The organism is Oscillibacter sp. KLE 1728 (assembly GCF_934833455.1).
Lineage (GTDB): Bacteria > Bacillota > Clostridia > Oscillospirales > Oscillospiraceae > Oscillibacter > Oscillibacter welbionis.
The window spans coordinates 1-12,641 of the sequence record NZ_CAKVVF010000045.1; the positions used below are offsets into that span (position 1 = coordinate 1).

General features: G+C 61.8%; 12 protein-coding genes. 6 read left to right on the top strand and 6 right to left on the bottom strand.

What is annotated here, in order from left to right:
• Window positions 1–135: 135 nt before the first annotated feature.
• The gene (locus QVE23_RS06735) at window positions 136–681 is read right to left on the bottom strand and encodes a cysteine hydrolase family protein (protein ID WP_287967805.1); all 546 of its coding nucleotides are present in this window, start codon (window positions 679–681) and stop codon (window positions 136–138) included.
• Window positions 682–845: 164 nt separating this feature from the next.
• Between QVE23_RS06735 and QVE23_RS06740 the strand changes: the two genes are divergently transcribed.
• On the top strand, window positions 846–2,294 hold the full coding sequence (locus QVE23_RS06740; protein WP_021751566.1) for a sodium-dependent transporter: 1,449 nt from the start codon (window positions 846–848) through the stop codon (window positions 2,292–2,294).
• Window positions 2,295–2,349: 55 nt separating this feature from the next.
• Here the strand turns inward: QVE23_RS06740 and QVE23_RS06745 are convergent, their stop codons facing one another.
• The gene (locus QVE23_RS06745; RefSeq protein WP_273481863.1) at window positions 2,350–2,940 is read right to left on the bottom strand and encodes a helix-turn-helix domain-containing protein; all 591 of its coding nucleotides are present in this window, start codon (window positions 2,938–2,940) and stop codon (window positions 2,350–2,352) included.
• A 244-nt stretch (window positions 2,941–3,184) separates the two neighbouring features.
• On the opposite strand from QVE23_RS06745, the gene QVE23_RS06750 reads away from it, so the two are divergent.
• Together QVE23_RS06750 and QVE23_RS06755 are read left to right on the top strand one after the other, a co-directional pair.
• Window positions 3,185–5,422, top strand: a complete 2,238-nt coding sequence (locus QVE23_RS06750; protein WP_021751563.1) for a hydratase — start codon at window positions 3,185–3,187, stop codon at window positions 5,420–5,422.
• 333 nt (window positions 5,423–5,755) lie between these two features.
• Window positions 5,756–6,973 (top strand): NADP-dependent isocitrate dehydrogenase, encoded by a 1,218-nt coding sequence (locus tag QVE23_RS06755; protein WP_287967806.1) that lies wholly within the window; start codon window positions 5,756–5,758, stop codon window positions 6,971–6,973.
• Window positions 6,974–7,057: 84 nt separating this feature from the next.
• Here the strand turns inward: QVE23_RS06755 and QVE23_RS06760 are convergent, their stop codons facing one another.
• Window positions 7,058–7,837, bottom strand: coding sequence for a helix-turn-helix domain-containing protein (locus tag QVE23_RS06760; RefSeq protein ID WP_287967092.1), 780 nt, complete (start codon window positions 7,835–7,837; stop codon window positions 7,058–7,060).
• Window positions 7,838–7,950: 113 nt separating this feature from the next.
• Window positions 7,951–8,838 (bottom strand): LysR family transcriptional regulator, encoded by an 888-nt coding sequence (locus tag QVE23_RS06765; protein ID WP_287967807.1) that lies wholly within the window; start codon window positions 8,836–8,838, stop codon window positions 7,951–7,953.
• Window positions 8,839–8,959: 121 nt separating this feature from the next.
• On the opposite strand from QVE23_RS06765, the gene QVE23_RS06770 reads away from it, so the two are divergent.
• The 3 genes from QVE23_RS06770 to QVE23_RS06780 all read left to right on the top strand — a co-directional run bounded on the left by QVE23_RS06770 (window position 8,960) and on the right by QVE23_RS06780 (window position 11,432).
• Complete coding sequence (locus tag QVE23_RS06770) at window positions 8,960–9,517, top strand: chromate transporter (protein ID WP_287967808.1); 558 nt, start codon at window positions 8,960–8,962, stop codon at window positions 9,515–9,517.
• Window positions 9,517–10,077: a chromate transporter gene (locus QVE23_RS06775; RefSeq protein ID WP_287967809.1), complete on the top strand. Its 561-nt coding sequence runs from the start codon at window positions 9,517–9,519 to the stop codon at window positions 10,075–10,077. The genes QVE23_RS06770 and QVE23_RS06775 overlap by 1 nt, the downstream gene beginning before the upstream one ends.
• Before the next feature lie 227 nt (window positions 10,078–10,304).
• A complete protein-coding gene (locus QVE23_RS06780) occupies window positions 10,305–11,432 on the top strand; it encodes an aldo/keto reductase (RefSeq protein ID WP_119311347.1) in 1,128 nt (375 codons plus the stop codon).
• Between the two features lie 53 nt (window positions 11,433–11,485).
• On the opposite strand, the gene QVE23_RS06785 is transcribed toward QVE23_RS06780, so the two are convergent.
• A complete protein-coding gene (locus QVE23_RS06785; protein WP_273481857.1) occupies window positions 11,486–11,974 on the bottom strand; it encodes a helix-turn-helix domain-containing protein in 489 nt (162 codons plus the stop codon).
• 150 nt (window positions 11,975–12,124) lie between these two features.
• The coding region (locus QVE23_RS06790) for an N-acetylmuramoyl-L-alanine amidase family protein (RefSeq protein WP_287967810.1) at window positions 12,125–12,641 on the bottom strand (517 nt) is incomplete at its 5' end.

The window sequence follows — 12,641 nt, forward strand, 5'->3', positions numbered from 1 at the left end:
TCAGCAGCAGGGCCAGTAGCAGCGCCCCGACGCAGGCGAATCGGCATCTACGCATACGATCCCCCCCTTTTTCTCAGCAAACCGCAAAAAATCCGGGAAATCATCGCAAAACAGCCACAAATTCCGTTGAAATCATTACAAGGGCAACGCCTCTTGTTCCACGGTGATCTGGCAGCTCTTCATGGCCGCAAGCGCGGTCCGATGGCTCTCCGGGGTGACACCTGCGCAGCAGGCGGCATCCACCGCTACCTCTGCCTCCGGCAGGAACGCCTTCACCAGCAAGGCGTTGGAAATCACGCAGATGTCGGTGCAGAGGCCGATCAGCGTCACCTTTTCAATGAGTTCCTTTTCATTCTCCTCCGCCAGCAGACGCCCCAGCTCCGCGCTGCCGAAGGAGGGCTTGTCCAGAATGGCCTGTCCTGCGCTGGCAGGCCGGAGCTGCTCGACGATCTCCCAGCCCTCGGTCCCCCGGATGCAGTGGGGTACAGGCAGGTTCCGCCCCTCCCGGGTATGGAGATAGTCCGCCCCATGGGTGTCCCGGGTGAAGAAAATCCGCTCCCCCCGGCGAATGCCCGTGGCCACCCGCTCCGCCACAGCAGGCACGATCCGACGCGCCTCCGGTGTCCCCAGGGCCCCGGACACAAAGTCGTTCTGCATATCCACAACGATCAGGATGTTCATTATGATCTCCTCCTTTTTATCATCATAGCAGACACCGCGCCGGGCCGCAAGACCTTCCCCTGGGGGGAAAAGAATGTTGACTTCTCTTTTCATCCGGTTTAAGATATGGAATGTCTGTCCGCCGAATTTTTCGGCGAATGTGAAAAAGAGAAGGAGAGAGAAGTTTGAGTCGCGAAAATTTCCGATCCCGGCTGGGATTCATTCTGGTAAGCGCCGGCTGCGCCATCGGCATCGGCAATGTGTGGAAATTCCCCTACGTCACCGGTGTCAACGGCGGCGGCGTATTCGTGTTGTTCTACATCATCTCCCTGGTCATCATGGGGGTTCCCATTCTGACCATGGAGCTGGCGGTGGGCCGTGCCAGCCGCAAGAGCGCCGTGCTGGGCTACAAGGCCCTGGAGCCCAAGGGCAGCCGCTGGCACATCCACGGCTGGCTGTGCGTAATCGGGTGCTGCCTGCTGATGATGTACTACACCACGGTCTCCGGCTGGATGCTGGGCTACTGCTTCAAGTTCGCCTCCGGCACCTTCAGCGGCATGCAGCCCTCTGATGTAGACACAGTCTGGACCGATATGCTGGCCAATCCCGGCGAGATGACGCTCTATATGGTAATCATCGTGCTGGCGGGCTTCATCGTGTGCAGCTTCGGCCTGCAGAAGGGGCTGGAGCGGATCAGCAAGTGGATGATGATCTGCCTGCTGGCACTGATCGTCATTCTGGCCATCAACAGCCTGACCCTGGACGGCGCTATGGAGGGCGTGAAATTCTATCTGGTGCCGGACTTTGAGCGGGCCGCGGAGGTCGGCATCGGCAATGTGATCGTGGCCGCCATGAACCAGTCCTTCTTTACCCTGAGCCTGGGCATCGCCGCCATGGAAATCTTCGGCAGCTATATGTCCGACGCCAACCGCCTGCCCGGCGAGGCCGTGCGGATCTGCTGCCTGGACACCTTTGTGGCCTTGATGTCCGGCATGATCATCTTCCCCGCCTGCTTCAGCTTTGGTCTGGAACCCGGCCAGGGACCATCCCTGATTTTTATGACCCTGCCACGGGTGTTCGTCAGCATGACCGGCGGCCGGCTGTGGGGCGCCCTGTTCTTCCTGTTCCTGACCTTCGCCAGCTTTACCACGGTGCTGGCGGTGTTCGAGAACATTATGGCCAGCTGCATGGACAACTTCGGCTGGTCCCGGAAAAAAGCCACCATCGTCTGCGGAATCTTCATCCTCTTGGCCAGCATGCCCTGTGTGCTGGGTTACAATCTCTGGTATTTCGAGGCGTCCCTGCCCAGCGGCGCCACCGGCCAGATCCTGGATATCGAGGACTTCCTGGTGAGCAATCTGCTGCTGCCCATCGGCTCCCTGATCTATCTGCTGTTCTGCGTCAGCAAGTGGGGCTGGGGCTTTGACAAGTATCTGGCGGAAGCCAACAAGGGCACCGGCCTGGGGATGTCCCCCAGGTTCAAGATCTACTTCCAGTTCATCCTGCCCATGCTGATTCTGGTGATCCTGCTGGTGGGTCTGGGCAGCTGGGGCTGGCGTGCCCTTATCTGCGCCGCTGTGGCCGTGTTCGTGTGGTTCATGGCCCGCCGCAGCTCCTCCAAATCCACCATTTGAGCGAACTGACCTGTCAAAAGAGAGGACCGTCAAAGACGGTCCTCTCTTTTGCATCTCACGGCAGCTTCGCCTGGAACAGCCCGTGGCGGGAGCAGCAAAGGTACAGCTTCGCCCCGCCCCGCAGCTGGGGGATGCGGAACTCGCTGCCCTGTTCCGGATACAGCCGCGCCAGCAGCAGCCGGTCCGGTGTCACACAGGCGGCAAAGCGGATATAGTGCCCCTTGTCCATGGGGTGGCGGAAGGTGACATACCAGTCCTCCTCCACCTCCTGGACCGTTACGGCGTGATCCGGATCTGCGGACCGGACCTCCAGGGGCTCCAGCCGCCGGCCGCAGCAGGCAAGCTGCCCTCCCGCCGCAGCTGTCAGAATGTTGCCGCAGTCCGGGCACACGTAAAACTGTATTTTTTTCATATTTCCTCCATCCGGCGCCGCCGGAAGCAGGTCTCCGTCCAGAATTCCCTCCACGCTGACGCCAAAAATCTTCGCAAGGCGCGGCAGCATCCCCACGTCCGGGCAGCCCTGGCCCCGCTCCCACTTGCTGACGGCCTGAGCGCTGACGCCCAGCAGTTCCGCCGCCTGCCGCTGGGTCCACCCCCGCTCCAGGCGCAGGCGCCGGAGCAGCGTCCCGGTGTCTTGGTCATGCATCTCTTCTCACCTCTCCCACAGGATACCCGAAATTCCGCTGAAACGCAAGCAACGCTCCGTTGAGTCCATGAGCTCTGCAAAATGTCCCCGCACCGCTTCTCCCGGGGGCGTTTTCTTGGCGACTCCTCCGAATTTGCAGGAAGCGGGGCTTTTTCCTGCAAAATGACTTTTCATCCGGACGGTGATATGGTATATTGGGTGGGAGAAACACGGCTCCCCCGTGACACACAGGAGGTCTCTTGATATGATCACACTTCATAACAACGGCGTGTTCCTGGCGGGCGGCGTCCCCGCTGCTGCCGGCCCGGTCTCTCCGGAGGAGGGGCGGAAACGGACCATGGCCTGGTCCATTCTCCAGGCCCACAACATCTCCGGCGATCCGGAGCACCTGCAGATCCGCTTTGACGCCATGGTGTCCCACGACATCACCTATGTGGGCATTATCCAGCAGGCCCGGGCCTCCGGCATGAAGGAGTTTCCCATCCCCTATGCGCTTACCAACTGCCACAACAGCCTGTGTGCCGTGGGCGGCACTATCAATGAGGATGACCATGTCTTCGGCCTCTCTGCCGCGAAAAAGTACGGCGGTATCTACGTGCCTGCCAACCAGTCCGTCATCCACTCCTATGCAAGAGAGCAGATGGCAAAGGGCGGCACCATGATCCTGGGCTCCGATTCCCATACCCGGTACGGGGCTCTCGGCACCATGGCCGTGGGCGAGGGCGGCCCGGAGCTGGCCAAGCAACTGCTGAAGAACACCTGGGACATCAACTATCCCAAGGTGGTGCTGGTGTACCTCACCGGCGCGCCCCGCCGGGGCGTGGGGCCCCACGACGTGGCCATTGCCCTGGTGAAGGCCACCTTTGCAAGCGGCTTCGTCAATAACTGCGTTTTGGAGTTCTGCGGCCCCGGTATTGCAGCTCTCCCCATCGACTACCGCAATGGCATCGACGTGATGACCACCGAGACCACCTGCCTCTCCTCCATTTGGGAGACGGACGGCGTGACGGAGGGCTTCTACCGCGCCCACCAGCGGCCGGAGGATTACCGGGAGCTGCACCCGGCGGACGGAGCCTACTACGACAAGTACATCGAGATCGACCTCTCCAAGGTCGAGCCCATGATCGCCCTGCCCTTCCACCCATCCAATGCCTGGACCATCCATGAGTTTCTGGAGAACGCCGCCGACATCCTGGCGGCTGTGGAGGCGGACGCCCAGAAGCGGTATCCTAAGGCCCATGTGAAGCTCACGGACAAAATCCGTGACGGCGGCGTCTGGGCGGATCAGGGTGTCATCGCCGGATGCGCCGGCGGCCTCTTCGACAACATTACCGAGGCGGCGGACATCCTCCGGGGCGGCTCCACCGGCAACGGTGCCTTCACTCTGGACATATACCCCACCAGTGTCCCCGTCAGTCTGGAGCTGACGAAGATCGGTGCCACGGCGGACCTGCTGGAGACCGGCGCCGTCATCAAGCCCAGTTTCTGCGGCCCCTGCTTCGGCGCGGGAGACGTGCCTGCCAACAACGGCTTGAGCCTGCGGCACACCACCCGGAACTTCCCCAACCGGGAGGGATCCAAGCCCGCGGAGGGCCAGTTCGCCGGCGTGTGCCTGATGGACGCCCGCTCCATTGCCGCCACGGCGGCCAACGGCGGCCGGATCACCGCCGCCACAGACATCGATTACACCTCCGTCCACCACGACTACCACTTCGACAAGGGCGTCTATGACCGGCGGCTGTACTACGGCTTCGGCAAGGCGGATCCCAGCGTGGAGCTGGTGATGGGCCCCAACATCACGGACTGGCCGAAGATGCAGCCCCTGGCGGAAAATCTGCTGGTGGAGCTGGCGGCGGTGCTCCACGATCCCGTCACTACCACCGACGAGCTGATCCCCTCCGGCGAGACCTCCTCCTACCGGTCCAACCCCCTGCGGCTGGCGGAGTTCACCCTGTCCCGCCGGGAGCCTGCCTACGTGGGCCGGGCCAAGGCCGTGGCGGAGATTGAGGCGGAACGGCTGGGGGGGGACGCCCCGGAGAAGCTCACCGCCATTCTGGACAAGGTGGGCGACGGCTCCGCGCTGGTGAAAACCACTCAGTTCGGCTCCTGTGTCTTTGCCAACAAGCCCGGCGACGGCTCCGCCCGGGAACAGGCGGCCTCTTGCCAGAAGGTGCTGGGGGGCTTTGCCAACATCTGCTATGAGTTCGCCACCAAGCGGTATCGCTCCAACTGCATCAACTGGGGAATCCTGCCCTTCACGCTGGACGCGGACACGTCCTTTGACTACGCCCCCGGCGACTGTGTGTTCGTCCCCGGCATCCGCCAGGCCATTGAGAACGGCATTGAGGATATCCCGGCTAGGGTCATCAGGACGGACGGCGCCGTAGAGGACCTGATGCTCCATGTGAAAGGCCTGACGGACGATGAGAAGGAAATCATTCTCGACGGATGCCTGATGAACTATTACGCCAAGCGTAATTAAAGAGGGGACTTCCTCCCCTCTTCAGATCCCCCATTTGCCTCTGCCGTTGCAGCATTATGATTCCCGGCCCTGTCTGGGCCGTCAATCGTGCCGCTGTCTCGAAACAGCCTCACTTTTCCGCCACAGGCGGCGTTTTGGCTGTTTCCCAGTGACATCGGTCACTGGAGGCACCGCCCAGGGCGGCTAGGTCAAAGCATTTTCGGCAGGCACAGAAGGGGAATTGCCCCGGAGGGGCGAGAGAGGCCCCTCTGGAGGGTGCCCTGGCGAAAATGATTCAAAGTGGTCCGGCTGCGCCGGGCTCCGAAATTTCTAATGATTGGCGAGGTTGAGACCATGGATAAAATCAAGATGACCACCCCCCTGGTGGAGATGGACGGCGATGAGATGACCCGGGTTCTGTGGGCCTGGATCAAGGAAAAGCTGATCCTGCCCTTCGTGGACCTGAAAACGGAGTACTATGACCTGGGCCTGCTCCATCGGAACGAGACGCGGGACCAGGTGACCATCGACGCCGCCAACGCCACCAAGCGCCTGGGCGTGGCGGTGAAGTGCGCCACCATCACCCCCAACCGCCAGCGGATGGAGGAGTACCCCCAGCTGACGGAGATGTGGAAGAGCCCCAACGGCACCATCCGGGCGATTTTGGACGGCACCGCCTTCCGGGCGCCCATTGTCCTGCCCATGATCCACCCGGTTGTGAAGAACTGGGAGGCGCCCATCACCATCGCCCGCCACGCCTACGGCGATATGTACAAGGCTGTGGACATGGTGACCGAGGAGCCGGGCACCGCCACCCTCACCTTCAAGGGCGAGAGCGGCGCGGAGAAGACCCTCACCGTTCAGACGGTCAGCGGTCCCGCCGTGTGGCAGGGCCAGCACAACACGGAGAAGAGCATCCGTGCCTTTGCCCGCAGCTGCTTCCAGTACGCCATCAATCAGCGGCAGGACTTGTGGTTCTCCACCAAGGACACCATCTCCAAGGTCTACGACGGAGAGTTCAAACGGATCTTCGAGGAGGAGTATGAGACCACCTACAAGGTGGAGTTTGAAAGGCTGGGCCTCACCTACTTCTACACGCTCATCGATGACGCGGTGGCGCGGGTGATCCGCTCCAGGGGCGGCTTCATCTGGGCGCTGAAAAACTACGACGGCGACGTGATGAGCGACATGGTGGCCACCGCCTTCGGCAGTCTTGCCATGATGACCTCCGTGCTGGTATCTCCGGACGGCACCATGGAGTTCGAGGCGTCCCACGGCACCGTCACCCGGCACTACTACAAGTACCTGAAGGGGGAGAAGACCTCCACCAACCCCATCGCCACCATCTTCGCCTGGTCCGGCGGTTTGAAGCGGCGTGGCGAGCTGGACGGTCTGCCGGAGCTGGTGCAGTTCGGCCAAGCGCTGGAGGATGCCTCCCTGGAGACGCTGAAAGACGGCGTGATGACAAAAGATCTGCTGGGGCTGGTAGAGCCCGGCTTCCAGGCCCGCGGTGTGGACAGTGAGGAATTTTTGGACGAGATCGCCAAGCGGTTGGCCGATAAATTGGCGTAAAAGGGGACTGCTAAAAGCCCGGACGTCTGTTCAGCGTCCGGGCTTTTTTTGCTCTTTTGCAAAATCATCGGCTGTGCGGCCGTTTCAGAATTGATTGGAGAAAATCGGGCGGATGGAATAGTAGTAGCCGGACATCAACAGCGGCACATAGGCCTCATCCGTGGTAATGATGGTCCCATCCTCCAGCCGAAGGCCAAAGGACTGCATATTCTCTGTGATGTAGAGCATCCGCTCCACCCCCAGCGTGCAGAATTCCCCCGCCCGGTAGAACAGGATGTCCTGGGCGCCTGTCCACATGGCATCCCACCGGATGTTCGCATGGACACCCTCCCGGTAGGTAGTTTCCACTTCGTGGATAGCAAACTGCCCCTCAAAAGAGCGGTCTCCCAGAATTTTCACCGAACCATCTATGGCAACTGTCGTCTCCCCGGCCGACACCCCTTCCGCACTATATACGGTGGCCGGCACTTCCAAAGAGATCTCCTGAAGGAACACCCCGGCCCGGTCCAGAATTGCAAAGAGGACAAAGCCCGCCATCAGCAAAGCACAGGTGCCGCCCAGCACCTGACTCCACTTTCTCCGGGTCCGCTCCTTTGCCTGCCGGGCCAGAAAGGCCAGGGCCTGCCGGATCGTCGGCTCCGGCTCCGGCACTGTCCCCCGCTCCCCCCGCAGCAGATCCAGCACGCCCAGCCCCAAAGTATCCGCCAGAGGCTCCAGCAGGGAGATGTCCGGGAACCCGGCGCCCCGCTCCCATTTGGAGACCGCCCGGTCCGACACATGCAAGGCCGCGGCCAGCTCCTTCTGGGTCATATTCTGTTCTTTCCGGGCTGCTGCGATCAGCGCCCCGGTCTTTGTCCGATCCACACTTCATCACCTGGGGCCAGTATATCAAATCCGGCCCGCTCCCACAACAAACGCTGCGTGGAACCGCCCAGATTCCGCCGGGGCGCCGTGTCTTTCGGCAGGGTCTTTCCACCTCACGGCTGCTCTCCGCCCAGGTGTTCCCGCAGCACTCGGATCACCCGCTTCATGCCGTCCGTCAGATACTTGCTGCGGTGGCGCACCAGGAAATAGCTCCTGTGAAACCCGCCGTCCTCCACAGCCAGCTCCCGAAGGTCCCCCCGCTCCAGGTCCGTCACCACCAGAGACCGGGGCAGCAGCGTGATCCCAAGCCCCGCCCGGGCGCAGGCCAGCAGGGCAGCGGTGCTGACGCTCTCCACTACCGGCTGCGCCGTGGCGCCCGCTCCCTGCAGGCCGGCATCCACACTGTTCCGGGTGCCGCTGCCCCGCTCCCGCAACAGCAGCCGCTCTTCCGCCAGCTCCGCCAGAGTCAGGGAGTTCTTTCCCTCCAGATAGCCGGGGGCGCACACTGCCGCCAGCTCCTCACCGCACAGGGGCTCCACCAGGTAGTGGGGCGAGACGGTGACATTGTCCACTACGGCAAAATCCAGTTCGTTCTGCAGGATCATCCGCTCTGTCTCCCTGGAGTTGTGAATACTGGCCCGGACCGTGATCTCAGGCAGCGCCTCTGCCAGATGCGCCAGGATACCCGCAAGGCGGGTCTCGCCCAGCGTCACGTGGACGCCGAAGCGGCAGGCCCCCTGGGTGCCGCTCTCCCGCAGGACCTCCACCGATTCCTGAAACTGGGACAGCACGGTGTCCGCATACTGCCGCAGCGTACGCCCTGCCTCTGTCAGATAGACCCGGCGGTTCATCCGCTCGAACAGCCGCACGTTGTAAAACACCTCCAGCTCCCGGATGGCCAGGCTCACCGCCGGCTGTGCCATATTCAGCTGCTCCGCCGCCCGGGTGAAGCTCTCCTGGGCGCAGACGGCGGAAAAGATCTCCAGATGCCGCAGCGTCACGGCACTCCCCCCTATTCATAATTATTTTATTATGCTTTTTATCTTATCATATAGATTGATGAATGTCACGAAAAAGCGTACGCTGGGGGAGAAATCCAAGAGCGCGAAAGGAGCGGTTTCCATGCCCACAGATCTGACCAAAGCCCGTCAGCTGTTCGGGACTTTTTCCAAAATCGGCGCCTTCACCTTTGGCGGAGGCTATGCCATGATCCCCCTGATCCAGCGTGAGGTGACGGAACGCCGCCGCTGGCTGGAGGACCGGGACATTCTGGACATTGTCGCCATTGCCGAGTCCACACCGGGCCCCATTGCCATCAACACCGCCACCTTCGTAGGATATCAGGTATGCGGCACCCTCGGCGCCTTCTGCGCCACGCTGGGCGTGGTGCTGCCCTCCTTCCTGGTGATCTACGTTGTCTCCTTTGTGCTGCGGCAGTTCTCGGACCTGGCGGTGGTCCAATACGCCTTCAACGGCATCCGGGCCGGCGTATTGGCCCTGCTTTTGAAGGCACTGCTGTCCATGTACCGGCAGAGCCCCAAGGGCGCTGTTTCCTATGCCGTCATGGCGGGTGCCTTTGTGCTGACGGCCTTCTGCGGCATGGATGCGGTGCTGGTGATCCTGGCCAGTGCGACGGTGGGGCTGCTCTCCGCCCGCATGGCGAAAAGGAGGGCTGTGTGATGCTGTATCTGGAGCTGTTTTTGACCTTCTTCAAGATCGGCCTGTTCACCATCGGCGGCGGTTATGCCATGCTGCCGCTCATCCAGGCGGATGTCCAGGCCAAGGGCTGGATGACGGCGAAAGAATTGGTGAACTTCATCGCCGTCAGCGAGAGTACGCCGGGCCCCTTTGCGGTGAACGTCTCCACCTATGTGGGGGCGGAGCTGGCGGGCCTGCCCGGCGCCTTCTGCGCCACGCTGGGGGTGGTGCTGCCCTCCTTCCTCATCATCCTGCTGGTGGCCCGGTTCTACGCCGCCTTCCGCTCCAGCGCCATCGTCAGCGGCGCCATGGGCGGACTGCGTCCGGCTGTGATCGGCATGATCGGCGCCGCGGTGGTCTCGGTGGGGCAGACGGTGTTCCTGCCGGAGGGATTGGCAGCGGTGACGGCGTATCCCCTGGTCTGCTCTCTGGCCATCTTCGCCCTGATGGCGGTCCTGACCCACAAGAAGCTCCATCCCATCGTCATCATCCTGCTGTCCGCCCTGCTAGGCATCGTCACCGGCTACCTGCAGCCGGTGTGACTCCGGCCCGTCGCCCCGGAACAGGGCGGCGGGCCTTTTTCTTCGGCCGGACAAAAGACTTTCTAAAAGCAGGATTTCCCCTCTTGACTTGGAGTGCGCTCCAAGTGCTATCCTTTTCATAGAGGGATTCCGCCCAAGGGCGGGCCGGGGACTTCCCCACTGTGGAGGCACCTCGTCTCCCGGAGAAGGCAGTATCCCCTTCCTAAATCTGAAAAGGAGAAATCGTGATGATTTACAAGGACTTTCAGGACCTGAAGCTGTCCGCTCTGGGCATGGGCTGTATGCGCCTGCCTGTGGTGGGCGGCAACGACGCCGTGGTGGACGAGGCCGCCGCGGAGGAGATGGTGGATTGCGCCATGGCCAACGGCGTCAACTACTACGACACCGCCTGGGGGTATCACAACGGCAACTCAGAGATTGCCCTGGGTAAGGCCCTGGCCAAACATCCCCGGGAAAAATTTTACATTGCCGACAAGTTCCCCGGTTACGACCTGTCCAACATGCCCAAGGTGCAGGAGATTTTTGAGGAGCAGCTGAAAAAGTGCCGGGTGGACTATTTTGATTTCTATCTCTTCCACAACGTCTGTGAGATGAACATCGACGCCTATCTGGACCCGCAGTACGGCATCCACGACTATCTGATGGAGCAGAAGCGGCGCGGCCGTATCCGCCACCTGGGCTTCTCCTGCCACGGGAACCTGCCTGTGCTGAAGCGGTTTCTGGACGCCTACGGCAAGGATATGGAGTTCTGTCAGCTGCAGCTGAACTACATCGACTGGACCTTCCAGAACGGCCGCGAAAAGGTGGAGCTACTGGATAGCTGGCACATTCCCGTCTGGGTCATGGAGCCCCTGCGGGGCGGCCGCCTGGCCCGCCTTTCCGACGAGGAGGCCGCCCCCCTGAGGGCCATGCGCCCCGAGGAACCCATCCCGGCCTGGGCCTTCCGGTTTCTGCAGTCCATTCCCAGCGTCACCATGATTCTCTCCGGCATGTCCGACCTGGAGCAGGTGAAGGCCAACATCGCCACTTTCCAGATGGGGGTTCCCCTCAGCAGCAGGGAGATGGACCGCCTGCTGGCCCAGGCCCAGCGCATGGTCAGCAAGACCGCCCTTCCCTGCACCGCCTGCCACTACTGCGTCAGCCACTGTCCTCAGGGGCTGGATATCCCCTCCCTGCTGGCGCTGTACAACGAGCATGCCTTCACCGGCGGCGGCTTCTTGGCCCCCATGGCCCTCTCTGCTCTGCCGCAGGACAAGTGGCCCAGCGCCTGCATCGGCTGCCGCAGCTGCGAGGCGGTCTGTCCTCAGCAACTGAAGATCTCCGAGGCCATGGCCGACTTTGCGTCCCGGCTGTAAAATCTGAGACAGAAGCGCCCCCGCCGGGAACTCTCCGGCGGGGGTGCTCGCTCTCACGGAGTCTTGACGGTGTCCGGGAATGCGGCCCGGATGGCCTCCGGCAGACGGGCGGGGTCCAACTGTTCCCGGCCGCACCACTCCGCAAAGCGGTGGACCGCCTCTTTGTCCGGCGACAGCCCGGGGATGACGGTCAGCGCCACCGTCCGTTCCCCCTCCAGCTTCCGGACCAGAATGCCATACACACAAGAACAGTCTGGTCGGAAGCTGCGGACGCGCACCGGCGCATACCGGTAGCCGGTCATGCCGCCTGCCCTCCGGGAGCAGAGAAACGCATAGAGGTCACAGCCGTAAATCTCTGCCATGCGGACAACCATGTCGAACCTGGGCTGCGCTTTTCCCCGCTCATACTTTTGCAGTGTCCGTGTGGAAATTCCCAGGCGTTCCGCAGCCTTTTCCTGGGAAAGTCCCGCCAGTCTCCGCTCTCTCCAAAAGGGGCTCTTTTCCTGAATGTGTCTTTTTTTTTTGATATTTTTGCATAGCAAACCCTCCTTCTACGGAGGATTTTACATTATCTTCCAAATTTTTAACACGAATAAAAATTCACTTTTGGAAAAAAATTGCCGAACAATGTCGAATTTCGTCGATTTACCCAAAGAAAATACAGGCCCCGCATATTCATACGGGGCCTGTGCTCAGACAAATCCTTCCAGCTTGGCGATCCGGTACTCCAGTACGGCGAACTGTCGGCGGGTCAGCGGCTGGTCCAACATCAGGTCTCCCTCCGCATTTCCCTGCATGATGCCGTTTTCCGTCAGCCAGTCCACGGCGGCCCTGGCTTCTGCCTGGTAGTCCGTCTCTTCTTCGGTCTCCACCCAGGGGATGCCCAAATACTCCAGAATTCCCTTGGCCTCTGCCACCGCCAGCTTCTGGCGGTAGTCGGCCTGCCCCAGCAGGGCAGCCTCCTCCCGGTTGGTGTGGAAGCCGTTTTCCAGCAGGACGGCCGGGGCCTTTGTGTGCTTCAGCACATAGAGCTCCGGATCGTACACAATCGGCGTGGATCGCACGGCGATGCCCGCCGCCCGCACCTGCTCCAGGATGTCCTGAGCCGCCCGCTCCCGGTCGCCGCCGGGGCCGTAGAGATAGACGCTCCACCCTTTGGCAGAGGACCAGCCGCCCCCGGCGGCGGCATTGCTGTGAAGGCTGACGAAC

Coding starts and splice junctions, on each gene's coding strand:
- QVE23_RS06735 (WP_287967805.1), bottom strand. CDS start 681: ATGAACATCCTGATCGTTGTGGATATGCAGAACGACTTTGTGTCCGGG.
- QVE23_RS06745 (WP_273481863.1), bottom strand. CDS start 2,940: ATGCATGACCAAGACACCGGGACGCTGCTCCGGCGCCTGCGCCTGGAG.
- QVE23_RS06750 (WP_021751563.1), top strand. CDS start 3,185: ATGATCACACTTCATAACAACGGCGTGTTCCTGGCGGGCGGCGTCCCC.
- QVE23_RS06755 (WP_287967806.1), top strand. CDS start 5,756: ATGGATAAAATCAAGATGACCACCCCCCTGGTGGAGATGGACGGCGAT.
- QVE23_RS06770 (WP_287967808.1), top strand. CDS start 8,960: ATGCCCACAGATCTGACCAAAGCCCGTCAGCTGTTCGGGACTTTTTCC.
- QVE23_RS06775 (WP_287967809.1), top strand. CDS start 9,517: ATGCTGTATCTGGAGCTGTTTTTGACCTTCTTCAAGATCGGCCTGTTC.
- QVE23_RS06780 (WP_119311347.1), top strand. CDS start 10,305: ATGATTTACAAGGACTTTCAGGACCTGAAGCTGTCCGCTCTGGGCATG.